Here is a 23,176-nt window from a genome sequence, read left to right on the forward strand (position 1 = left end):
TCGCCGGACAGATATCGGCGGTTTCGGATGTCCGGCTGTTCAGCGACGTTCTGATCGCCCGGATGCAGCGCGGCCGGGGCCGCGTTGCGCCTACCCGCGTTCCATATCCGATCGGCTCCGCGCGCACCCTCCTTGCCGACATCGATCTCCTGATCCTCGTCGGAGCCAGTGAACCGGTGGCGTTCTTTGCCTATCCCGGAAAGCCGGGCCGGCTTGTGAGCGAAGACTGTGAAGTGATGTCGTTGGCCGAGCATGGCGAGAATTTGAAGGCGGCACTCGCTGCGCTTCGCGACGAACTGGGCATCAAACCGTCGCAGCCGGTGCCCGTCGCCACGGCCTTTCCCAATGAGCCGGCCCCGCGCGGCAAGCTGACGGACGACGCGGTTGCACTTTCGGTAGCCCGGAAGCTGCCGGAGAATGCGATCGTCTGCGACGAGGCCGTCACCTCGGCGCGGCGCTATTTTGCGCTCTCGGCCTTTGCCGCCCCGCACGATTACATGATGGGCACAGGCGGATCGATCGGCGGCGGCATTCCAATGGCGACTGGCGCGGCCATCGCCTGTCCTGGCCGCAAGGTGCTGAATCTGGAGGCGGACGGCAGCGGCATGTACACGGTGCAGGGATTATGGACCCAGTCGCGGGAAAAGCTCGACGTGGTGACGATCGTCTTTTCCAACCGGACCTACGCCATCCTGCACGGCGAGATGCGCAATGTCGGGGTGAACGCGATCGGCGAGAATGCCAGGCGAATGCTCGACCTTGATCAGCCGGCTCTGGACTGGGTTTCGCTGGCAGCCGGCATGGGGGTGGAAGCAGCCCGCGCCGACACATGCGAGCGCTTCGACGCGCTGCTCGACAGCGCGCTGTCGCGTCCGGGGCCGTTCCTCATCGAAGCGGTGATCTGAGCGGCCCCCGGCCCGCCGAGCTTACCAGCGTGTCTTCTCACCAGGTGCTGCAGGCTCAATCGCCAGCGCGTGCACGCCGGCCTTCAATTCGTCGGCAAGGAGGCGATTGACGGCGCGGTGGCGCTCGATGCGGTTCATCCCGGCAAAATTCTGCGAGACGATACGGACGCGGAAATGGGTCTCGCCGGTGCCGTCGAAGACGGCCTCGTGGCCGTGCTCGACGTGGTGATGGCCGGCGTGAAGATGGCTTTCGTTGATGACGGTGAGCCTTTCCGGCGAAAATGCCGCCTTCAGCTTGTTTTCCATCGTCGACTGTATGGACATCGGGGCTTCCCTTCACCACATCTGCGGTACCGCCGCAAAATCTGTGCTTTCGACCGCTTTAGGCCGCGATTCAGCGGTTAGGGCGATCATCGGCGAAATGTCAATTCTTGTTTCGCGGTAGCGAACAGCCCATAAATGGGTGAGGATGAAACCGTATCCCAAATATTTCGAGAAGATTCGCATCCGGCCGGAAAAGGACGCGGAGCTGAAGTCGCGCGCGCCGATCTGCCAGTGGGACGGTTGCAGCGAGGCCGGTACGCATCGCGCGCCGGTCGGGCGCCTGAAGGAGGGCGAGTATTTCCGCTTCTGCTTTGAGCATGTGCGCGAATACAACAAGAGCTTCAACTACTTCTCGGGCGTGTCGGACAGCGAGATCGCCCGCTTCCAGAAAGAGGCGCTGACCGGACACCGGCCGACCTGGCGCATGGGCGCCAATGGCGGCGGCATGCGTTCGGCACCCGACTTCGCGCAGCAGCGCTCCGGGCGTGCAGGCTACTACAACCGCATGCGCGATCCCTTCAATCTGTTCGGCGGCGGAACGCGCGAAGTGCGCGAGCGCAAGGCAAAGCCGCTTGAGGCCAAGGCGCTGGAAACGCTTGGCCTTGATACAAAGGCGACTGGCAAGGATATCAAGGCGCGCTATAAGGAACTCGTGAAGCGCCACCATCCGGATGCGAATGGCGGCGACAGAGGTTCGGAAGACCGGTTCCGCGATGTGCTGCAGGCCTATCGCGTGCTCAAGCAAGCAGGATTGTGCTGAGCGACCCTACGGTCCATGTCGTTTTCCAACTTTCATAAGGTTGGAAAAGGCTCTAAGACCGCCCCCGAACAAAATCGATTGCCGGCGAAACGCGGCGTTTCGCCCGTGGAGACGTTGATAGAGATGAACAAGGTCGATCGCGACATCGCCAACCTGCCCGATACGACGGTGCCGGTGAAGGAGAAATTCGGCTTCGACTCCAAGATGGTGGTTCCGGCCTATTCGGCGGCGACCGAGCACGTGCCCGACATCGACCCGGACTATCTGTTCGACAAGGCAACGACCTTGGCGATCCTCGCCGGCTTCGCCTACAACCGCCGCGTCATGGTGTCGGGCTATCACGGCACCGGCAAGTCCACCCATATCGAGCAGGTCGCCGCGCGCCTGAACTGGCCCTGCGTGCGCGTCAATCTCGACAGCCATGTCAGCCGCATCGATCTCGTCGGCAAGGACGCCATCGTCGTCAAGGAAGGCCTGCAGGTCACGGAATTTCGCGACGGCATCCTGCCCTGGGCCTATCAGCACAACGTCGCGCTCTGCTTCGACGAGTACGATGCCGGACGCCCGGACGTGATGTTCGTCATCCAGCGCGTGCTGGAATCGTCGGGCCGGCTGACGCTGCTCGACCAGAGCCGCGTCATACGCCCGCATCCGGCCTTCCGGCTGTTCGCCACCGCCAACACGGTGGGTCTCGGCGACACCACCGGCCTCTATCACGGCACGCAGCAGATCAACCAAGCGCAGATGGACCGCTGGTCGATCGTCACCACGCTCAACTACCTGCCGCACGACAACGAGGTGTCGATCGTGCTGGCCAAGGCCAAGCACTATCGCGACAGCAAGGGCAAAGAGATCGTCAACAAGATGGTGCGCGTCGCCGACATGACGCGCTCGGCCTTCATCAATGGCGACCTGTCGACGGTGATGAGCCCGCGCACGGTCATCACCTGGGCCGAGAACGCCGAGATCTTCGGCGATATCGGCATGGCATTCCGGCTCACCTTCCTCAACAAATGCGACGAGCTGGAGCGTTCGGTGGTCGCCGAATTCTACCAGCGTGCCTTCGGCGAGGATCTGCCGGAGAGCGCCGCCAACGTGGTGCTGGGGTAAGGCGCGTGCCGGAAGGCTTGGCCTTTCGGACCACAACGCGCAGGGAATGATCGATGGCGGGTCCGGGCGACAACACGCGCAACAAGCCGAAGAACGGGTCTGAAGCGGACAGCTTCAAGCGCGCCGTTACCGTCTGCATGCGCGCCGTCGCCGGCGACAAGGACCTCGAGGTCGGCTTCGCCAAGGACCGGCCGGCGCTGGCCGGCAACCGCGCCAGGCTGCCCGAGCTGCCGAAGAAGGCCTCCCGCACCGACATCGCGATCACCCGCGGCATTGGCGATTCCATGGCGCTGAAGCGCGCCTGCCACGATCAGCGTATCCACAGCAAGCTGGCGCCGGAAGGCAAGCTCGCGCGGGCTATTTTCGATGCCGTCGAGCAGGCCCGCGTCGAGGCGATCGGCAGCCGCGCCATGCAGGGCGTGGCCGACAATATCGGCTCGATGCTCGAGGACAAATACGCCAGGGCAAACCTCGTCGACGTCAAGGACAAGGCCGACGCCCCGCTCGAGGAGGCGGTGGCGCTGATGGTGCGCGAAAAGCTTACCGGCCGCACCGTGCCGAAGAGCGGCGAGCGACTGGTCGATCTGTGGCGGCCCTGGGTCGAGGAAAAGGCCAGCAGCGACCTCGACGGCCTGTCGTCCAGGCTCGATGACCAGCAAGCCTTCGCCCGCATCGTGCGCGACATGCTCGTCTCCATGGAGATGGCCGAGGAACTCGGCGACGACCAGGAGACGGAAGACTCGGAGGACAACGAGGAAAACGAGCAGCAGGGCGAGGAGCAGAGCGAGGAAGGCGGCGAGGACGATTCCGGCTCCGAACAGTCGCAGTCCGAGGACGCGGAGGCTTCCGCCGACGAGGAAGAGTCGACCGAAACGGAGGCGACCGACGCCACATCGGACGACCTTTCCGACGAGGATGATTCCGACGCCGAGACGCCAGGCGAGGCGCGCCGCAACGACAATCCCTTCCTCAACCTGCCTAAGGAAATCGACTACAAGGTCTTCACCACCGCCTTCGACGAGACGGTCGGGGCCGAGGACCTTTGCGAGGAAGAGGAGCTCGACCGGCTGCGCGCCTTCCTCGACAAGCAGCTCGCCAATCTCTCCGGCGTCGTCGGCCGCCTGGCAAACCGGCTGCAGCGCCGCCTGATGGCGCAGCAGAACCGCTCCTGGGATTTCGATCTGGAGGAGGGCTATCTCGATCCATCCAGGCTGGTGCGCGTCGTTATCGATCCGATGCAGCCGTTGTCCTTCAAGCAGGAGCGCGACACCAAGTTCCGCGACACGGTGGTGTCGCTGGTGCTCGACAATTCGGGCTCGATGCGCGGGCGGCCGATCACGGTTGCCGCGACTTGCGCCGACATCCTGGCGCGCACCCTGGAGCGCTGCGGGGTTTCGGTGGAAATCCTCGGCTTCACCACACGCGCGTGGAAAGGCGGGCAGGCGCGCGAGAAGTGGCTGAAGGACGGCAAGCCGCCGAATCCGGGCCGGCTCAACGATCTGCGCCACATCATCTACAAGTCCGCCGACCATCCGTGGCGGCGCGCGCGCCGCAATCTCGGCCTGATGATGCGCGAGGGCTTGCTCAAGGAAAACATCGACGGCGAGGCGCTGCTTTGGGCGCACAACCGGCTGATCGGCCGGCCGGAACAGCGCAAGATCCTGATGATGATCTCGGACGGCGCGCCGGTCGACGATTCCACGCTCTCGGTCAACCCCGGCAACTATCTGGAGCGCCATTTGCGCGCGGTGATCGATCTCATCGAGACGCGCTCGCCGGTGGAGCTTTTAGCCATCGGCATCGGCCACGATGTCACGCGCTACTATCGCCGCGCCGTCACCATCGTCGATGCCGAGGAGCTGGCCGGCGCCATGACGGAGCAATTGGCATCGCTGTTCGGCGAGGAGAGCGCGCGCGACACGCGGCGCGGTGGCTTGAGGCGCGCCGGATGATCCTTTCGCGGGGCGGATTCCGGCGGACGGCTTTTGTTTGCGCGCTGGTCTGTTCGGCCGCCTCTCCGGTCTTCGCCGAGCGAGGCGCTGCGGTGGAGACGATCGAAGTTTCAGCGCGGCCGATCACCGAGTTCCATATCGGCCGCGACCGGAAACAGTTCGGGTCGATCGAGTTCGTCGGCGGGCTGGAGATGACCTCGCCGTCGCGCGATTTCGGCGCACTTTCGGCTTTCCGCTTCCTCAAATCAGGCAGCGATTTCATTGGCGTCACCGATACCGGCTTCTGGTTCTTCGGCACCATCACCCACGATGCCGACAAGCGCCCCTCGGGCGTGTCGAATTTCCGCATGCAGCAGATGGTCGACGCCTCGGGCCAGCCGATCGAGAAGAAATGGGAGGTCGACGCCGAAGGCCTCGCGGTCAAGGACGGTATCGCCACCGTCGGTTTCGAGCGCGACCAGCGCGTCGTCCAGTTCAAGGTCGAGCCGGACAATATGAAGGCGCCGTTCAAGACGCGCGACTATCTGGTCCCGGCGCGGGAGCTGCGCCAGAACCGCGGCTTCGAGACGGTCACACACGCCAACCCTTACGGCCAGCACGAGGGCGGCCTGGTCGTGGTGTCGGAAAAGAGCCTCGACAAGGCCGGCAACATCTATGCCGCCATCATCGAGGGACCGAGGAAGGGCGTCTTCACCGTCAAGCGCAACGGCAATTTCGACATCACCGACGGCGCCTTCCTGCCCGATGGCGACCTGCTTCTGCTCGAACGCAGCTTCTCGATGGCGCGCGGGGTGAAGATGCGGCTGAGGCGTATCTATGGCGAGAGCATCGAGAAGGGCGCGGTCGCCGACGGCCCGGTGCTGATCGACGCCGATATGGGTTACCAGATCGACAATATGGAAGGGCTCGACGTCTGGACCCGCGACGACGGCGCGCTGATGGTGTCGCTGGTGTCGGACGACAATCAATCGATCCTGCAGCGGAACCTCTACCTGGAATTCATCCTGCACCAGGACTGAGCGGCGCTTGGTTTCGTTCAATTCGCAACGGAAATCCGCTGCGCATTTGTCCCGAAGTTGCCCGCCCTCAGCGGACTTTATAGATCTCGACCGGCTTGCTCGCCGTCGCCCTGTCCAGTTCCAGCCAATCGGGAACGTCCCGCTTCAGCAGCCTCGCGGCCAGGCCCTTGGGAGCTTGGCCGGCGAGCGAAAGCTCTTCCGAATTGCCGCGGCATATGGCGACCAGCCCGACATGCTCGCGCTCAATGATGGCGCGGGCGGCATCCGGCGTTCCCATGAAGGCGTCGAGCATGGCGAGATTGCCGCCGACATTGCGATGATAGGGGCCGGCCAACGCCCTATGGCCGGTAAACATCAAGATGGGGGAGCCGAGATTGGAGGACGCAAGCACCGTCGTTGCCGGCATGCCGGCCAGGTCGCTGAAGTCCGAGGCCTTGCCGCAGGTCAGCGCATGATCGGCATCGGAATTGATCTTTGCGGGTGCCTTTTGGACCACGGACTGCGCGGCGACGGCGACGCCGGCCCAGGTCGCATTGAGCGACACCAGCCATGCCGCCGCGATGCGGGTGGAGACGCGCCACGGCTGCGCGGCGCTTGCCTGCAGGCGAACCCCGGCGATCCAGGTCGAGAGCGGCAGCACCGCGAAGGCAACCGAGAAGGTCGAGCCGCGCACCTGCCATAGGCTGACGGCGAAAGCGACGATCAGCAGCACGGCGGTAAGGGCTTCCTCGCGGCGCAGGCGGCGGCTGCGCAGCTGAAGGCCAATCAACAGGATTGCGATGAAGGGCGTCACATAACGCGCCGCCATCAGCTTCGGCTCGTTCACGGCCACGCTGAGGAACGGCTGCGCCTCTACGACGTCGTTCAGCCAATAGGTGCGAATGCGCTGATCCATGCCGGCATAGGGCGATGCCAGGCATTGCGGGAAGAACAGGAGCGCAACGGCCGCAATTGCAACGGCCAACGCGGACATTGAGAGGAACCGCCTCTTAGCCGTCGACTGTCCGGGTAGACCCGCAATCGCCGCCAGTCCAAAGCCCGACAGCGCCGCGATGACGAATTGGAAAGCCGAGAAGGCGTCGCACTCGGCCACGCCCCAGGCCGACGGCGGTATGGTGGCAACGAGAACCACCAAAGCTATCGCGGCAAATCCGATGCCGAAGCCGCGCACGGTCTGGCGCTCGCTTTCATCGAAGATGAAGAGCACGGCGGCGCAGGCGCCAAGTGTGGCCACATAAGGCGCCGTCTCCATGCCGACGGCAAGGGTGAGGCCTGCGCACAGGCCGGACAGAAGAGCGGCTGACCGCCGGAAGGGAGCCTCCGTCATAAGCCAGAGACTGGCTGCCGTGAGCAGGAGCTGGACGTTGTGGTGGTCAAGGGTGCCAGGGTGGAAAATGCCGATAAAGAACAGCGCCGCAGTGGACAGCACCAGCGCAGGCATCGCCACGTCCGTACCGGCGAAACGCCGGGAAGCGCGCAGGATGACGAATATGGTGAGCCCATATAGGGAAAGCGGCCAGATGATCTGCGCTGCCTTTTCAGCGGCAGCCGTGCTGGCGCCTAGGGCCTGGAAGGTGAAGATGATCAGCGCGATCGGGGTGTCGACCAGCCGCGACCAGTGCATGACGAAGCCGCCGGTCAGGCCCATCCTGTATTGATGAAGATCGAACCAGCCCTGTCCAGCCAAGAGGTCGCGAACTTCGACCAGCCTCAGCATGCTGTCATTGTCGGCGCCAAGGTCCGCGATCGTTGGGAAGCCGGAGATCGCATTGATCCCCAGCACGAGCAGCGTCGCGCAGAGCGCAAGCAGAAGGTCATGTTTCCAACCGGTGCCCTGGATGGTCATGTTGATGGCAATGTCCTGGATCGTTTTGGCGATCCTGCACCAATGGCCGTAACAAAGCGTAAAGCCGCGAAGGGCCGCTTCAAGGGTCAGGCGATGGCCGGCTGGCTCCAGCGGGCGGCAAGCAGCCGGTAGGGGATCAGCGCCACCACCGCGATGATCAGCTTGACCGAGAGATCGCCCAGCGCCCAGGACACCCAGCGCATGGTTTCGACAGGCAGCACGCCCATCAGCGGTGCCGTCTCCAGCGCGAAGCCGTCGTTCGGCCCGACAAAGGCGAAGGCGGCGGAGAAGCCGACGCCGAAGAACACCACCGTGTCGAAGACAGAGCCGACCAGCGTGCCGACGATCGGCGCGCGCCACCAGCTTTGCCGGCGCAGACGATTGAACACCGTTACGTCGAGCAGTTGTGCGGCGAGGAAGGCGGCGCCGGACGCGGCCGCGATTCGCACCAGCCGGTCAGCGGCGGTCTCGAACGCGATCAGACCGTGGCGGAACAGGAAGGGCGGAACAAGGATCGAGCAGACGACCGCCGTCATGAAGCCGACGAAGACCACTTTGCGCGCCACCGCGGGGCCGTAGCGACGATTGGCAAGATCGGTGACCAGAAATGAGAAAGGATAGGTGAAGGCGCCCCAGGTGAGCAGGTCGGCCAGCGACAGGCCGCCGATCTGGCCCTGCATCGGGAACTGGACAAGGATATTGGACGCCACGACGACAAGCGCCATGGCGGCCACGAAAGGCAGGTATCGTGAAAGGAAGTTCATTTTTTTATCCTGGTAATGGAACCAGCCGAGCGTCATGACGGCGCTCAGGTCCGAGCACCAGTTTGGAGCCGGTGCTCGAGGCGGTCGTCCCCCGCCTGAAAAGAGAGCTTTAGGCGGCCGACTGCTCGGAGAGCTTTTTCGCGATCTGCTTCTTCAGCAGGCGAGCGCGCTGCGACAGCTCCTTGGCGTCGGCCTTGGCCAGGAACGCGTCGAGGCCGCCGCGATGCTCGACCGAACGCAGCGCGTTGGCCGAAATGCGCAGGCGAACGTTCTGGTTCAGCACTTCGGAAATCAGCGTCACATTGACCAGGTTGGGCAGGAAGCGACGCTTGGTCTTGTTGTTGGCATGGCTCACATTGTGGCCGGTCTGGACTGCCTTGGCAGTGAGCTCGCAGGTGCGGGACATCTTGTCTAACCTTCAGTTCTAAACCTGCCAAACCATTCTGCCCGCGCCAGGCGGCGCGCGGTCTCGGTCAGGCGGCCTTTGGAAAAGTTGGCGTTCCATAGTTGCATTTCGCCACTACGTCAAGCTCCGGCACCTACGCGGCGGCCAAGCTCGCTCCATATAAAGGCCGGAATTCGTCGTATAAGCCCTGCGCGAAGGGATTGCCAGGCTGGAACCGTTGCGTTTCCGCCAGTATCAAGGACCTGCCGCCGCCATGCTTCGCCCCTCCCAAGCCCTTGCCGCGCTGCTCGCCGTCGCTGTGCCTACAACCGCCTTCGCTGCTGCCTCGCCGCAGTCCTTCAAGGGCGAATACACCGTGTCGTTCCTGGGCCTTTCGGTCGCCAGGGCAACGTTTTCCAGCCGTTACGACGGCGACACCTATGCCATCAATGGCACCGTCTCGGCCGCCGGCATCGCCAAGCTGTTCGACGATACGAAAGGCACGATCTCGTCGAAGGGTACGATTTCGGGCCAGCAGATGCGGCCGCGGGCCTTCCGGGCCGACTATACTTCCGGCAAGAAGGCATCGGTGGTCGACATACGCTTCGCCGATGGCGACGTCTCCTCGACGAAGGTCGTTCCGGAGCCCGGCAAGCGCGATCCCAAGAATTGGGTGCCGGTCGGCTCCGGCGACCTGAAATCGGTGGTCGATCCGATGGCCGCGACCGTCGTCCATGCCGACAGCCTGGACAAGGTCTGCGGGCGGACCGTCAGATTCTACGATGGCGAGATGCGCGCCAACCTGTCGCTGACCTATGCCTCGAAAGGCTCGATCTCGGTGCCGGGCTACAAAGGCGACACCGTGACCTGCAAGATGGGCTTCGAGCCGGTGGCGGGCTATCGCAAGGGCCGCAAGGCGCTGGACTTCCTGAAGAACAAAAGCCGCATGATGGTGACATTTGCACCCGTCGGCCAATCCGGCGTATATGCGCCGATCCGCGCCACGGTCGGGACCCAGATCGGCCCGCTGACCATCAGCGCAAGACGGTTCGAAGCAGCCGAATAGTTAGGCGCCACGGCGCGCCGCCGGGGATGGGGCATGGGGCGCGCAACACTGATCGGTTTCTCGGCGGACGCCCTGTGGGCGCTGTTTGCACTGCTCACCAAAGCCTCGGGGCTGCGCAAGCCGGCGACCGGCGGAGCGCGCGCATGATGCCGTTTCCGGGCGGCATCGACGCCAATCCCAATGCGACGCTTTTGTTCTCGATCGCCGCCGCCGCGATTTACGTCCTTGCGCTCGAGCTGCCGCCACGCCTCGCCCGTTCCGCCGCCAAGACGCTGGCCGTGGCCTTGTTGGCGGCGCTCGCCGTCATGCAGGGCAGTCCGCCGCTGCTCGTCGCAGCGCTGGCGCTCAGCGCCGCCGGCGACGCGTTCCTCTCCCAAGACGGTGAAAAAGCCTTTCTTGCAGGGCTGGCGAGCTTTCTTGCCGCACATGTCGCATATGTCGCCTTGTTCCTGAACGCCGGTGGCGGAATCGGCCTGCTCACCGCCGAGTCCTGGCGCGGCGCCATTGCGCTGGCGCTGGCGGTTTTCGTTATCACGATGCTCGCCGCGCTTTGGCGGCGCGTCGGAGCTGCCCTGCGCGTTCCGGTCGCCGTCTATGCCGGGGCGATCCTCGCCATGGGTGTTTCGGCGCTCACGACCTTTCATCCCTGGGTCATCGCCGGAGCCGTGCTGTTCATCATATCGGACGGGCTGCTGGCGGCAGAGCGCTTCCTGCTGGCCGCGAGCTCGCCGCATCGCGTCTGGATGCGCTACGCGGTCTGGGTGCTCTATTATGCGGCCCAGTTGGCGATCACGCTTGGTTTCCTGCTGGCCTAGGCTGTTTTCGGCTGCCAGTCCGGCTCGGCCAGCTCGAAGGCGGCGAAATCGAAGCCCGGTGCCACCGTGCAGCCGACCAGCGTCCATCCGCCGAGGCTGCGCGCCGACTGCCAACAGCCGGCCGGGACCACGATCTGCGGCCGCTCGCCGGCGGAAAGTGCCGCGCCCAATAGATGTTCGACGACGGTGCCGGAGCCTTCTTCGTGCGTGGCGAGAGCCAGCGACGCGCCGGCATAGAAATGCCAGACCTCGGCCGCGTCCCTGACCCGGTGCCAGGCCGAACGCTGGCCTTGCTCCAAAAGGAAATAGATCGCGGTCGAATGGCCGCGCGTGCCACCCTCCGCGTCGCGAAACGTCTCGGCATACCAGCCGCCCTCGGGGTGCGGCTCGAGGCCGAGCGCGGCGATGATTTCGGCGGCGCTGGTCATAAAGGAGCGCTCAGAAGTTATCCTTGCGTTTGCGGATCTCGGCGAACACGTCCGTATCGCTCGCCCTCTCCATGCCGAGATGTCTGCGGATCGCCGGGTCGTGCCAGCGCAGGAACGGATTGGTCGACAGTTCCTCGCCGATCGTCGTCGGCAGGGTCGGCTTATTGTCGGCGCGCAGCTTCTCGATCCTGGCGGCGCGCTCTTTCAATGCTGAATTGCTGGGGTCGACGGTCAGGGCGAAGCGCGCGTTGGCCAATGTGTATTCGTGGCCGCAATAGATGACGGTCTCGGCCGGAAGGGCGGCAAGTTTCTTCAGCGAATCGTGCATAACCGGCGGCTTGCATTCGAAGAGCCGACCGCAGCCCAGCGCAAACAGCGTGTCGGCGGTGAAGGCCACTTTCGAGGCCGGCAAATGGTAAGAGACATGGCCGGCGGTATGGCCGGGCGTCTCGATGACCTCGATCTTTTCCTCGCCGAGGCGGATGACGGAACCCTGGCTGACCGTCTCGTCGATGCCGGGGATCTTCGCCTGTTCCGCTTCCGGTCCGACGATGGTGAGCTTGAAGCGCTCCTTCAGGGCCAGATTGGCCTCGACATGGTCGCCATGATGATGCGTGGTCAGGATCATCGTCGGGGTCCAGCCGGTGCGCTTGATCGCAGCCAGGATCGGCGCTTCTTCCGGGGCGTCGATGATCGCCGTCTGCCCGCTTCTGGCGTCATGCACCAGAACGCCGAAATTGTCGGTACGGCACATGAACTGTTCGATTTCGACCGGCATCTCGTCGCTCTCCGTTATGGCCGCAGACATAGGGCGCCCGGCCGCGGATGTCATCCGCCTTTGTTGAACTCGCCGGATATCGCGGCTACCGTCGGGCGCATGCATTCCGATATCGTCGATCTCCGGTCCTTCTATTCGACCACGCTCGGGCGCCTCGCCGAGCGCGCGATCACCATGTCGCTGTCGTCGATATGGGCGCCCGTTCCGAACGAGCGCCTAGTCGGTCTCGGCTACACGCTGCCGTGGCTGGAGCGGTTCGGCGCCGATGCCGAGCGCGTCTTTGCCTTCATGCCGGCGACGCAAGGGGCGGTGGTCTGGCCGGCGACGGGGCCGACGGCGACGGCGCTGGTCTTCGACGAGGAGCTGCCGCTGGTCGATTCCTGCATCGACCGCATGCTGCTCGTCCACTCGCTCGAACATGTCGAAAATCCGCGCGAGACGCTGAACGAGATCTGGCGCGTGCTGTCGCCGGCGGGCAGGGTCGTCATCGTCGTGCCCAACCGGCGCGGCGTCTGGGCGCGTTTCGAGCACACGCCCTTCGGCAACGGCCGGCCGTTCTCGCGCGGCCAGCTCACCGAATTGCTACGCGAGGCCAATTTCACGCCGGCCGCATGGTCAGACGCGCTGTTCTTCCCGCCATCGCCGCGGCGCTCCATGATGCAGTTCCACAACGTGCTGGAGCGAGCCGGCCGGCGGCTCTGGCCGATCTTTTCCGGGGTCATCGTCGTCGAGGCGCAGAAGCGGCTCTACCAGGGCGTGCCTGTCGCGCAGCGCGCGTCGCGCCGCGTCTTCGTGCCGGTGTTCTCGCCGCAGGGCGCAACGACGCTCGGACGTCGGGCCGACGACCCGGTGCCGCGGGCGGGCGGATGACGCGTTCGTGATCGGGGCCAAGCCTTGCGTCATACGGCAATCGTCACCCTATCTCAGAGGCGGGTTCGGGGTGCGGCATCGCCGCCAATGACCGTTCCTGGCAGCAGGGATCTCGCATATGGACCACACGCCCAGTATCGAACAGGCCGCGTTCTCAGTCGAGACGAGCCGCCTCTCAGACCAGCTGGCGGCGATCAGGCTGGCGCTGAAGGCATCGCCGGTGCGCAGGCGGCTCCTGTGGGCCTCGATCGGCATTGTCGGCGTCATCGTCGCGACCTCGATCGGGCAAGTGCTGCTCAATCGCTGGAACCAGCCTTTCTATGATGCCCTGGCGCGGCGCGACCTGCCGGGCTTCCTGCATCAGCTGATGGTATTTGCCGCAATTGCCGGCAGCCTCCTGGTGCTCAATGTCGGCCAGACCTGGCTCAACCAGACGATCCGGCTGAAGTTGCGCGAGGCGCTGACGCTCGACCTGATCGATGAATGGATGCGGCCGGCGCGTGCGTTCCGGCTCACCCATGCGGGTGCGATCGGCGTCAATCCCGATCAGCGCATGCAGCAGGACGCGGGGCATCTCTCCGACCTGTCGACCGATCTCGGCGTCGGCCTGCTGCAATCCTTCATCCTGCTTGTATCCTTCATCGGCGTGCTGTGGGAGCTCTCTTCCGGCTTCGTCTTCCATGTCGGCGGCCATTCGCTGGAAATACCGGGCTACATGGTCTGGGCGGCGATCCTTTATGCCGGCATCGCCTCCTGGCTGAGCTGGCTGGTAGGCCGGCCGCTGATCCGCTTCAACAGCGATCGCTACACGCGCGAGGCCGTGCTGCGCTCCTCCGTGGTCCGCGTCAACGAGAATGTCGACGCCATCGCGCTCGCCCATGGCGAGGCGGACGCCAGGCGGCAGCTCGAGCTCGACCTCGGCGGCGTGCTCGACGCCATGCGGCGCATCTACAGCGCCCAGATCAACCTGTCCTGGGTTACCGACGCCTATGGCTGGATCACCGTGGTGGCGCCGATTCTGGTCGCCGCACCGGTCTATTTCGCGGGCGACATCAGCTTCGGCGGTTTGATGATGGCCGTCGGCGCCTTCAACCAGGTGAATTCCTCGCTGCGCTGGTTCATCAACAACATCGGCGCCATCGCCGATTGGCGGGCAACGCTGATGCGCGTTGCCGACTTTCGCATCGCGCTCGGCGAAACGGACATCCTGCATGCCAAGGAAAAGCGCATCGCGTTCGGCGAAAACGCAAATGGCACGCTGACGTTCGACAAGCTCGAAGTCGCCTCGCCCGACGGCTGCACCAGGCTTGCGGAGACGGAGGTCGAGATAAAGGCCGGCGAGCGCGTCATGATCACCGGCGATCCGCGCGCCGGCAAGACGCTGTTCTTCCGCGCGATCGCCGGCCTCTGGCCATGGGGCGGCGGCCGCATTGGCATGCCGGCCGGAGAGACACCGTTCTTCGTGCCGCGCACCCCCTATTTCCCGCTCGGCACGCTGCGCGACGTGCTCAACCATGCCGAAGGCACCAAGATCGACGACGACGAGATTTCCGCCGTGCTCGGTGAAGTCGGCCTCGAGCGCCTCTCGTTCCAGCTCGACCGCTCGGCGCGCTGGGAGCATGAGCTGGCCGACGATGAGCAGCGGCTGCTCGCCTTCGCCCGGCTGGCGCTGAGGAAGCCGAAATGGGTGATCATCGACGAAGCGCTGGATACGTTCGACGGCGCCACGCTTCGGCGCGTGCTGGCGATGCTGCAGGCCAGACTGCCGCACGCCGCTATCCTCAATATCGGGCGCGGTCTGCACAACAACCAGTTCTTCCCGCGCGCGCTCACCATCGTCAAGGACAGCAGCGGATCGGCGCTGAAGCCGGCCCGTCTCCGCGCCGGGGCGATCGAACCCCCGCCTGTTGCCGCGCGCGCCAAGAAATAGCTTTATTTCGCCGCGATCGCCGGGAAGAATCCCGGCGTGGTGGAGCCTGCCATGCTCAAGCTGTTCAGCCTGCTTGCATGCCTTGCCTGCGCCGAGGCAGCGCCAATGCCTGCGATCGGAGGCACTGCCGTCGATGTGGAACTCGTGCTGGCCGTCGACATCTCGCAATCGATGGACGAAGAAGAGTTCGCCCTGCAGCGCGCCGGCTATGTCGAGGCGCTGCGCCATCCCGACTTCATCAGCGCCGCGCGCTCGGGCCCGAGGGGCCGCATTGCGCTCGCCTATTTCGAATGGGCGGGCGTCGTGCGCGACGACGGCGTGATCGGCTGGCAAGTGATTGACGGCGCGGACAGCGCCAACGTCTTCGCCGACACCATCGCGGGTCGTCCGTTCCGGAGCTTTCGCGGCACGTCGATTTCAGGCGCTCTCGGATTCGGCGCCGGACTTCTGGAGAAAAACAGCTACTCGGCGCCGCGCCGGGTCATCGACATATCGGGGGACGGGCCCAACAATGCCGGGCTGCCCGTCGCGATGATCCGTGATGCGGCTTTGGCCAAAGGCATCGTGGTCAACGGCCTGCCGATCCTGATCAGTCCGTCGCCGAGCGTCATTCGTCTCGACCGTTACTATGCCGATTGCGTCACCGGCGGCCCCGGTTCGTTCGTGTTGCCGATCTATGCGGCGTCGGAATTCTCGACGGCTATCCGCCGCAAGCTGATCCAGGAGGTGAGCGGGATCGGCGACGCCGGAAGCATCCGCGTCGACGCGGAGGCGCCGACCGACTGCCTGCTTGGCGAACGGCTGCGGCAGCGGTTTTCCGATCCGTATTTTCCGGAGCTGGATCGGTGAGGTCCCAATTTGCACTGTTTCGGCCAGAGCGCCGCGCTGTGCCTCAGGCCGCTCTGGCGCCGTATTTGGCGCGGAACTCGTCATAGCAATCGCGGCGCCAGCGCCGGCCGACGACATAGCCGCGCAGCAGTTCGGTCGGCGAGTAGCCGAGCGCCTTTGACGACCGATTGGCGAGATAGCCCGAAAAGGCCTGTGGCAGCCTCCCCTTCAATATGTCGGCGATGATCTGCCGCGCGATCATATAGGGCGGCACGTCGGGATAGCGGTCGGCAATATAAGGATGTTTGCCGATCAGGTTGGCGTAGGCCTCGACATAGCCGTCGCGCCGGCCGGAGATCGAATTTTCCGAATTGTATTTCTTCCAGTCGATATCATCCGACAGCAAGGCGCCGCTGCGGTTGGCAAAACGCAGCAGCAATTCGCGGTCCTGCATGCGCGTGATATCGCTGTCAAAGCCGCCGATCGCAAGCAGCGATTCGTGCCGGGCGGTGATCGCCGAGCCAGCGATGAAGATCGTCTGCGAGACCAGGGCGCGCTGCAGCCTGCTCTTGTCGAGCAAGGCCTGACGATTGATGCATTTGGTGCTGCGGCCGCCCTTGACCGAGATGAAGGAACTGATCAGCACTTCGAGCGAGGGGTTCCTGTCGAAGTGCGACAGCGTCCGGTCGAGGCGGTCCGGCAGATAGACATCGTCCGAATCAAGAAAGGTCACGATCGGCGCCCGCGCGCGCTCGATGCCCGCGTTGCGCGCGGCATTGGCGCCGCGCCATTTCGCGCCGACATAGATCAGTCTGGGATCGCGAATCTCGGCCAGCGCCAAGGCCGTTCCGTCGGTCGAACCGTCGTCGACAACAATGTGCTCGAAGCGGGTAAGTGTCTGGGCAAGAACACTTTCCACCGCGCGCACGACCTGGCTTCGCCGGTTGTGCGTCGGCGTGATCACGGTGATCAGCGGAGCTGGGTCGGAGGCAGTCGGCATCTAACTTTCGTTATGGGCAGATAAACGATGACCGTAAGATACTGGCACAACCTGCCTCCATGTCCGCCCCCGGATGGATTCGGCAAACGCTACAGAAAAGAGCCGCCTATGTCACCTGAGGTGTCGCATCGGGGTCAAGTTCAGAGCATGTTTCCTCAAAGTTATGCGGTTTGAAAGCAACACTTCGCGGCGGTTTATCCTTCAACTATGCCCGACATAGTCAGGCACGGTTTCGATTTCGTCGCTTACGAGACCGGCAGCGAGGCTGAAATGACCAAGAAATGCCAGGGTATAAAAAGCCAGGCCTACCACCAGTGAAAACGGGATCTGCCAAAGAGGCATACCCGTTTGCGGCGCGTGGCTGAGCACGCGTCGCGTCGTGCGCCACGACATGGTCCACCAGCGACTGAACGACTTGACGATCCGCTGGCTGCGACTGGGGGCATGAAGCGCGACGAACTTGCGGTCGGCGTCCCTGCCGGTCACCAACGCGCGCCAATAGAAGAACCGCCAGCCACGCGGAGAGTAGTGGTAAACGCGCGCATCGACGTTGACGATCTTGTGGCCCTCGCGCCGAAGCTGGTGCATCAGCAGCGTGCAGGACACCTTGAAGCCGTTATGTGCCGGGAAAGGGTGGTTGACGATCCAATGGCGCCGGAAGGCGACATTGTTGGCATTGATCGCCCGCTTCGAGGCGAATCTTTCATCTCCGCGGGCCATCGGGAAGAACCAGATCAAGGCGAAGGTTCTCGAGAAGAAGTCGTCATAGGACAGATAGGTATGGCCGTTCACGCAGACGGTTTGTGGCTGTTGAAACGGCTGCAGCAGATTTGAAAGCCAACCTGGCTGAGGGACCGTGTCCGAATCCAGGAAAACGACGATGTCCCCTTCGGTCAAAAGCACGCCGTTGTTCTTGAGTTCGTAATACCGGCCGTCGGGGCAAGCTGTGATCGTCAGGTCGGCAACCTGCATCAATTCAGGCGCTTCAGCTTCAATGCTCGCTTGCAGCAAGCTGCCGTCCGAATCGGGCCCGCCATGCGACACGACAACTTTTGGCCTTGCAAAACCCGTAGCGGGAACAGCCGCGATTTCGCGCGCCAGTGACTTCAGCCCCAGGCCGATCTCGTTCCAGTCGATGGATTTGGCGTTCTCCATCTCCATGACGATCGAATAGATCGGGTGTTCAGCCATAGATAATCACCACCAGTTTTGCCGGTACAGTCGCTATAGCCCTGCGGGGTATGCCGTCAAACGATTCTCGGTGCCATTCTATTTGCAAGTTTGCGCTTCAATCGCATGATTCTTTCTAGATCTTCAGGAACCCGCGCTTTTTTCTGTGCGGGAAGCTCGACGGGTCGGCACATTCAGACAGGAAACGTTTTCTCCATTCGTCATTGGTCGCGTCGCGCTGGATTTCGAGACCTGATCCGAGATTCGTTCCCCAGACAGGCTCGACCCCGGCCAACTGGGCAATTTTCTCGAGGCTTCCTCTCGGGTTTTGCTGGACCTGCTCGTAAGTTAGCGCAAGAAAGGACAGCCCGTTTTTCGCGAACCACCCGTCCCAGGCCAGATTTTCCATCAGAATCTTTTCGAGCGATTCGGCGATAGCCTCGCCGTCATAGCGTGGGGATGCGCGATTGACCTCGCTAGAGCGGAATCTGCGGGTTTGGCGCGCACGCGCCCATGAGATCGCCTGACCCAGCAAATCGCTGCGCGTCAGGCGCACATAGTGAAGGTTGGGAAGACTGGCGGGGAGGTTCACCTTCTTGGCAACTTGAGCGAATTGACTCGCAAAAAGCTTGATCGCGTAGATTCCGGAAGAGGACCGTCCTTCCGTCAGCGCCCTCAGAAGCTGCCCTCTGGCATCGCGCGGATAGCCTGGCTGTTCGAGCAGCCGGCGCCCGCCAAACCACTCCAGTGGATTGCCCAGCCCGGCGGAAGCCATCAGTCCTGCAAGATGATTGCTGCCGGTACGCGGCGAAGTGCACACAAGAATCCCTGTGCTTATCTCCGACAGAATTTCCGACGGGATTTGAACCACGGCCGGCCGGCGTCGAAAGAGATCGAGCGAGATCATCGTTTCAGCAAGAACACCGCCTGCTGGCCGAAGAAGTTCCAGAACCACCAGGGCATCGACAGGCCGATCTTCTGGCCGTTGGCGTCGAGCGCGGTCGCCTTCTCGACCGTCGCGCCGAGCTCTTCGCACAGATTGACGAAGTCGCGAATGGTGCAGAAGTGGATGTTCGGCGTGTCGTACCAGGAATAGGGCAGGTCCTTGGTGACCGGCATCCTGCCCTTGATCAGCAGCGAGAAGCGCACGCGCCAATGGCCGAAATTGGGGAAGGAGACGATCGCGCGGTTGCCGATCCGAAGCAGCTCGTCGAGCACAAGTTTCGGGTTGCGGGTCGCCTGCAGCGTTTGCGACAGGACGACGAAATCAAAACCTTTGTCGGGGTAGAATTCGAGGTCCTTGTCGGCATCGCCCTGGACGACGGAAAGGCCGCGCGCCACGCATTCGTTGACGCCGCGCTGTGACAGCTCCAGGCCGCGGCCATCAACCTGCTTGGTCGCCTGCAGAACCTCCAGAAGCACGCCATCGCCGGAGCCGACATCGAGCACGCGCGAATGCGGCGGGATGAGATCGGTGACGACTTCGAGGTCGACGCGCTGAGCGCGATTAACGCTCATGGGCACACCTCCGGCCTTTGAGCATTTGCAGCCAATGGGAATCTCGGCGTCTCAGAAGTGCGGCCAGGACACAGAGATCGCGCGCCACTCATAGGCTGAGCCCCCTTGCGCGCGCGGCCGAGGCTATGAAGCCGTTGATGGCCGCGAACAATTCCGGTTCGTCGAGCAGGAAAGCGTCATGGCCGCGATCGGTCTCGATCTCGACGAAGGAGACGGACGCGCCGGCGGCGTTCAGCGCATGCACGATCGAGCGGCTTTCCTCGGTCGGGAACAGCCAGTCGCTTGTGAACGACACGAGGCAGAAGCGTGTCTTGGTGCCGGCGAAGGCATCCGCCAGCCGTCCGCCGTGGTCGGCGGCGAGGTCGAAATAGTCCATAGCGCGGGTCAGATAGAGGTAGGAGTTGGCGTCGAAGCGGTCGACGAAGGTCATGCCTTGATGGCGCAGATAGCTTTCGATCTGGAAATCGGCGTCGAAGCCGAAGGTCAGCGCCTCGCGATCCTGCAGGTTGCGGCCGAACTTGCGGTGCAGCGCTGCTTCCGAGAGGTAAGTGATGTGCGCGGCCATGCGCGCCACGGCGAGGCCCTTTTCCGGCCGCCTGCCGAAATCGAGATATTTGCCGCCGTGCCAGTCCGGATCGGCCATGACGGCCTGCCGCCCGACCTCGTGGAAGGCGATGTTCTGCGAGGAATGGCGGGCGCCGGTGGCGATTGGCAACGCGGAGAAGACGCGTTCCGGGTAGCTTGCGGCCCATTGCAGCACCTGCATGCCGCCCATCGAGCCGCCGAGCACGCAGAACAGCTTCTCGATGCCGAAATGATCGACCAGCATCAGCTGCGCCCGCACCATGTCGCGGATGGTGATGATCGGCAGGTCGAGCCCATAGGGCCTGCCTGTCGCCGGATCGGTCGAGGCCGGGCCGGTGGAGCCGAGGCAGCCGCCGATGACGTTGGCGCAAATGACAAAAAAGCGGCTGGTGTCGATGATCCTGCCGGGGCCGATCAGCACCTCCCACCAGCCCGGCTTGCCGGTCACCGGGTTGGTGCTGGCGACATGCTGGTCGCCGGTCAGCGCGTGGCAGACGAGGATGGCGTTGGAGCGGGCGTCGTTGAGGGCGCCGTAGGTCTGGTAAGCGACCTGGAACGGCGACAGCACGGTGCCCGCATCGAGTTTTAGCGGCTTGTCGGGACCGAACTGCAACACCGGGCTCGACGGTTGGTCGGCCTCGTGGTTGGTCCTTGGAGCGCGCTGAGCGGCCATTGCATTCCCCATCCAGTCGCATCGATCTCGCGATACGGCGTCCGGCCGGCAACGGACAACAAAAAACCGGCCTGCCTTCGCAAAGCCGGTTACAGGTTGCAAACGGCCCTTTAGCGAATTGTTTAACGTGGCTGCAAGCCGACCGGCCAAATCACCACGGGAGATCCGGCTGTTCTTCTAGGGCCAGCGCCGCGCTTCGTCAACGGTCTGCCTACGCGCGAGCGCGCCGGCCCCTCGACATTCGGGGCCACCGCCTGTATTTCCGCTGCGGCCTCGAACCAGGGCCTCTCGACGGATTTGTGACATGAAGCAGGATCAGCCACGTCCGACGCCCCGCGCGGGCATCATGGACATCGAGGCCTATGTGCCGGGAAAAAGTACCGCGCCGGCCGGCGTGACGAAGGTCTACAAGCTGTCGTCCAATGAGAATCCGCTCGGGCCCTCGCCGAAGGCGATCGAGGCCGCCCGGGAGGTGGCTGCCAAATTGGACGTTTATCCCGACGGCTCCGCCCGCCGGCTGCGCGAGGCGATCGCCGATGTGCACGGCCTCAATCCGGCAAACATCGTCTGCTCCAATGGCTCCGACGAGATCCTGGGGCTGCTGGCGCAGACCTATCTCGCGCCGGGAGACGAGGCCGTGTTCACCGAACACGCCTTCATGGTTTACAAGATCTATATCCAAGCCGCCGGCGCCAAGCCGGTGGCGGTCAAGGAGACGGACGAGCGCGCCGACATCGACGCAATCCTCGCCGCGGTGACGCCGGCGACGCGGATCGTGTTCCTCGCCAACCCCAACAATCCGACCGGCACTTATGTGCCGTTCCAGGAGGTGCGCCGGCTGCATGCCGGACTGCCCAAGAGCGTGCTCCTAGTGCTCGACGCGGCCTATGCCGAATATGTGCGGCGCAACGACTATGAAGCCGGCATCGAGCTGGCCGGGAGCTCGGAGAACGTGGTCATGACCCGCACCTTCTCCAAGCTCGGCCTCGGCGGCGCACGCATCGGCTGGATGTACGGACCGGCGCATATCGTCGATGCCATCAACCGGGTGCGCGGGCCCTTCAACGTCAATGCAACCGCGATCGAGGCTGGCATCGCGGCCATCCGCGACCGCGCCCATGTCGAGCGCAGCGTGGCGCATAACGAGAAGTGGCTTGCCTGGGTCAGCGAGGAGCTGACCGGGCTCGGGCTGCGCGTGACGCCCAGCGTCGGCAATTTCCTGCTGATCCACTTCCCCGACAACAAAAAGCATTCGGCAGCGGCCGCGGACGACTATCTCAGCGCGCGCGGCTACATCCTGCGGCGCGTCACCGGCTACGGCTTTCCCAACGCGCTGCGCATGAGCATCGGCATCGAGGAGGCCAATCGCGGCGTCGTCGAGGCGCTCAAGACATTTCTGAAAAGCTGAAGCACCATGACAGCACCGATGTTCGGAAGAATAGCGCTGGTCGGCATCGGCCTGATCGGTTCGTCGCTGGCCCGCGTCATCCGCCGGGAAGGCCTGGCGCGCCACATCGCTGTCGCGACGCGCAGCCAATCGACGCTCAAGCGCGCCGAGGAACTGGGTCTCGGCGATTCCTACACGACCGAGGCCGAAGACGCGGTGCGCGACGCGGATCTCGTCATCGTCTCGGTTCCGGTCGGCTCGTCCGGCGAGGTCGCGGCCGAGATCGCGCCGGCGCTGAAGAAAGGCGCGATCCTCACCGATGTCGGCTCGACCAAAGCTTCGGTGATCGCGCAAATGCAGCCGCATGTGCCGGAGGGTGTGCATTTCATCCCCGGTCACCCGCTGGCGGGCACGGAAAAGTCCGGGCCGGATGCCGGCTTCGCCGATCTCTTCGACAACCGCTGGTGCATCTTCACGCCGCTGCCGGGCACGGATCCGGAGGCGCTGGAAAAGCTTTCCGAATTCTGGCGGCGCTGCGGCTCCAACATCGACACGATGGACCCGCAGCATCACGACATGACCTTGGCCATCGTCTCGCATCTGCCGCATATCATCGCCTACAACATCGTCGGCACCGCCGACGACCTGGAATCGGTGACCAAGACCGAAGTCATCAAATACTCCGCTTCCGGTTTTCGCGACTTTACCCGACTGGCCGCTTCCGACCCGACCATGTGGCGGGACGTGTGCCTGCACAACAAGGACGCGATCCTGGAAATGCTGGCGCGCTTCTCGGAGGATCTGGCCTCGTTGCAGCGAGCGATCCGCTGGGGCGACGGCGAAAAGCTGTTCGACCTGTTCACCCGCACGCGCGCCATCCGCCGCTCGATCATTGAGGCCGGCCAGGATATCGATGTGCCGGATTTCGGCCGTCAGGCCGTGGAGCACCCGGGGGCCAAGCCCTAGGCCTTCTGCTCGATCTGTCCCGATGGGGGCCAGTGCGCCGCCATCATGGCCATTGTCTCGGCTCTGTCCGGAGCGCCGAGCAGGCGCTGCGCTTTGC

The 23,176-nt window shown here is 63.9% G+C and carries 23 protein-coding genes and 1 riboswitch; of the genes, 12 read left to right on the forward strand and 11 right to left on the reverse strand.

Features of this window, described 5'->3' with window-relative positions:
• A partial coding sequence (locus tag EOA75_RS08695) for an acetolactate synthase large subunit (protein ID WP_127324079.1) occupies positions 1 to 905 on the forward strand: 905 nt, incomplete at its 5' end.
• Between the two features lie 21 nt (positions 906 to 926).
• On the opposite strand, the gene EOA75_RS08700 is transcribed toward EOA75_RS08695, so the two are convergent.
• Positions 927 to 1,229 carry a BolA family protein gene (locus tag EOA75_RS08700; protein WP_067319180.1) on the reverse strand — a complete coding sequence of 101 codons (303 nt, stop codon included), beginning with the start codon at positions 1,227 to 1,229 and terminating at the stop codon, positions 927 to 929.
• Positions 1,230 to 1,374: 145 nt separating this feature from the next.
• On the opposite strand from EOA75_RS08700, the gene EOA75_RS08705 reads away from it, so the two are divergent.
• From EOA75_RS08705 to EOA75_RS08720, 4 genes are all read left to right on the forward strand, one after another.
• Positions 1,375 to 1,989, forward strand: coding sequence for a J domain-containing protein (locus EOA75_RS08705; protein WP_066990335.1), 615 nt, complete (start codon positions 1,375 to 1,377; stop codon positions 1,987 to 1,989).
• Between the two features lie 123 nt (positions 1,990 to 2,112).
• Complete coding sequence (cobS, locus tag EOA75_RS08710; RefSeq protein WP_066990333.1) at positions 2,113 to 3,099, forward strand: cobaltochelatase subunit CobS; 987 nt, start codon at positions 2,113 to 2,115, stop codon at positions 3,097 to 3,099.
• A gap of 53 nt (positions 3,100 to 3,152) precedes the next feature.
• Entirely contained in the window at positions 3,153 to 5,051 is a 1,899-nt protein-coding gene (cobT, locus tag EOA75_RS08715; RefSeq protein WP_127324080.1) for a cobaltochelatase subunit CobT, read from the forward strand.
• Entirely contained in the window at positions 5,048 to 6,070 is a 1,023-nt protein-coding gene (locus EOA75_RS08720) for an esterase-like activity of phytase family protein (RefSeq protein ID WP_127324081.1), read from the forward strand. Before cobT ends, EOA75_RS08720 begins: the two co-directional genes overlap by 4 nt.
• A 67-nt stretch (positions 6,071 to 6,137) precedes the next feature.
• Here EOA75_RS08720 and EOA75_RS08725 read toward each other — a convergent pair whose 3' ends face one another.
• The 3 genes from EOA75_RS08725 to rpmB form a co-directional block, all read right to left on the reverse strand.
• Positions 6,138 to 7,916, reverse strand: a complete 1,779-nt coding sequence (locus tag EOA75_RS08725; protein WP_127324082.1) for a GtrA family protein — start codon at positions 7,914 to 7,916, stop codon at positions 6,138 to 6,140.
• An 86-nt stretch (positions 7,917 to 8,002) separates the two neighbouring features.
• Complete coding sequence (locus tag EOA75_RS08730; RefSeq protein WP_095779332.1) at positions 8,003 to 8,680, reverse strand: queuosine precursor transporter; 678 nt, start codon at positions 8,678 to 8,680, stop codon at positions 8,003 to 8,005.
• Positions 8,681 to 8,789: 109 nt separating this feature from the next.
• On the reverse strand, positions 8,790 to 9,086 hold the full coding sequence (rpmB, locus tag EOA75_RS08735) for a 50S ribosomal protein L28 (RefSeq protein WP_127324083.1): 297 nt from the start codon (positions 9,084 to 9,086) through the stop codon (positions 8,790 to 8,792).
• 253 nt (positions 9,087 to 9,339) lie between these two features.
• Here rpmB and EOA75_RS08740 point away from each other — a divergent pair, with 253 nt between their 5' ends.
• Entirely contained in the window at positions 9,340 to 10,131 is a 792-nt protein-coding gene (locus EOA75_RS08740; RefSeq protein ID WP_127324084.1) for a DUF3108 domain-containing protein, read from the forward strand.
• A gap of 143 nt (positions 10,132 to 10,274) precedes the next feature.
• Positions 10,275 to 10,946 (forward strand): lysoplasmalogenase, encoded by a 672-nt coding sequence (locus EOA75_RS08745; protein WP_095799884.1) that lies wholly within the window; start codon positions 10,275 to 10,277, stop codon positions 10,944 to 10,946.
• On the opposite strand, the gene EOA75_RS08750 is transcribed toward EOA75_RS08745, so the two are convergent.
• On the reverse strand, positions 10,943 to 11,374 hold the full coding sequence (locus EOA75_RS08750; protein WP_127324085.1) for a cupin domain-containing protein: 432 nt from the start codon (positions 11,372 to 11,374) through the stop codon (positions 10,943 to 10,945). The two genes, EOA75_RS08745 and EOA75_RS08750, sit on opposite strands and share 4 nt — an antisense overlap.
• A 10-nt stretch (positions 11,375 to 11,384) precedes the next feature.
• Positions 11,385 to 12,152: a hydroxyacylglutathione hydrolase gene (gloB, locus tag EOA75_RS08755; RefSeq protein ID WP_095799983.1), complete on the reverse strand. Its 768-nt coding sequence runs from the start codon at positions 12,150 to 12,152 to the stop codon at positions 11,385 to 11,387.
• Between the two features lie 99 nt (positions 12,153 to 12,251).
• Between gloB and EOA75_RS08760 the strand changes: the two genes are divergently transcribed.
• The 3 genes from EOA75_RS08760 (at position 12,252) to EOA75_RS08770 (ending at position 15,801) form a co-directional block, all read left to right on the forward strand.
• Positions 12,252 to 13,022 (forward strand): methyltransferase domain-containing protein, encoded by a 771-nt coding sequence (locus EOA75_RS08760; RefSeq protein WP_095824183.1) that lies wholly within the window; start codon positions 12,252 to 12,254, stop codon positions 13,020 to 13,022.
• A 118-nt stretch (positions 13,023 to 13,140) separates the two neighbouring features.
• Positions 13,141 to 14,952, forward strand: coding sequence for an ABC transporter ATP-binding protein/permease (locus tag EOA75_RS08765; RefSeq protein ID WP_095823993.1), 1,812 nt, complete (start codon positions 13,141 to 13,143; stop codon positions 14,950 to 14,952).
• A gap of 51 nt (positions 14,953 to 15,003) precedes the next feature.
• The gene (locus tag EOA75_RS08770; protein WP_127324086.1) at positions 15,004 to 15,801 is read left to right on the forward strand and encodes a DUF1194 domain-containing protein; all 798 of its coding nucleotides are present in this window, start codon (positions 15,004 to 15,006) and stop codon (positions 15,799 to 15,801) included.
• A 43-nt stretch (positions 15,802 to 15,844) separates the two neighbouring features.
• Here EOA75_RS08770 and EOA75_RS08775 read toward each other — a convergent pair whose 3' ends face one another.
• From EOA75_RS08775 to EOA75_RS08795, 5 genes are all read right to left on the reverse strand, one after another.
• Positions 15,845 to 16,780, reverse strand: a complete 936-nt coding sequence (locus EOA75_RS08775) for a glycosyltransferase family A protein (RefSeq protein WP_095782444.1) — start codon at positions 16,778 to 16,780, stop codon at positions 15,845 to 15,847.
• A 201-nt stretch (positions 16,781 to 16,981) separates the two neighbouring features.
• On the reverse strand, positions 16,982 to 17,971 hold the full coding sequence (locus EOA75_RS08780) for a glycosyltransferase (protein WP_127324087.1): 990 nt from the start codon (positions 17,969 to 17,971) through the stop codon (positions 16,982 to 16,984).
• 115 nt (positions 17,972 to 18,086) lie between these two features.
• On the reverse strand, positions 18,087 to 18,905 hold the full coding sequence (locus tag EOA75_RS08785; RefSeq protein ID WP_164747324.1) for a Stf0 family sulfotransferase: 819 nt from the start codon (positions 18,903 to 18,905) through the stop codon (positions 18,087 to 18,089).
• Complete coding sequence (metW, locus tag EOA75_RS08790; protein ID WP_066990286.1) at positions 18,854 to 19,468, reverse strand: methionine biosynthesis protein MetW; 615 nt, start codon at positions 19,466 to 19,468, stop codon at positions 18,854 to 18,856. Before metW ends, EOA75_RS08785 begins: the two co-directional genes overlap by 52 nt.
• Positions 19,469 to 19,556: 88 nt before the next feature.
• Positions 19,557 to 20,726: a homoserine O-acetyltransferase gene (locus tag EOA75_RS08795; RefSeq protein WP_095782441.1), complete on the reverse strand. Its 1,170-nt coding sequence runs from the start codon at positions 20,724 to 20,726 to the stop codon at positions 19,557 to 19,559.
• A 90-nt stretch (positions 20,727 to 20,816) separates the two neighbouring features.
• Positions 20,817 to 20,894: riboswitch (SAM riboswitch) on the reverse strand.
• Positions 20,895 to 21,030: 136 nt separating this feature from the next.
• Here EOA75_RS08795 and hisC point away from each other — a divergent pair.
• Entirely contained in the window at positions 21,031 to 22,134 is a 1,104-nt protein-coding gene (gene hisC / locus EOA75_RS08800) for a histidinol-phosphate transaminase (RefSeq protein WP_095799890.1), read from the forward strand.
• A gap of 6 nt (positions 22,135 to 22,140) precedes the next feature.
• On the forward strand, positions 22,141 to 23,079 hold the full coding sequence (locus tag EOA75_RS08805) for a prephenate/arogenate dehydrogenase family protein (protein ID WP_206516977.1): 939 nt from the start codon (positions 22,141 to 22,143) through the stop codon (positions 23,077 to 23,079).
• Positions 23,080 to 23,176 lie beyond the last annotated feature (97 nt).

It is taken from the genome of Mesorhizobium sp. M1A.F.Ca.IN.022.07.1.1 (assembly GCF_003997575.1).
GTDB lineage: Bacteria > Pseudomonadota > Alphaproteobacteria > Rhizobiales > Rhizobiaceae > Mesorhizobium.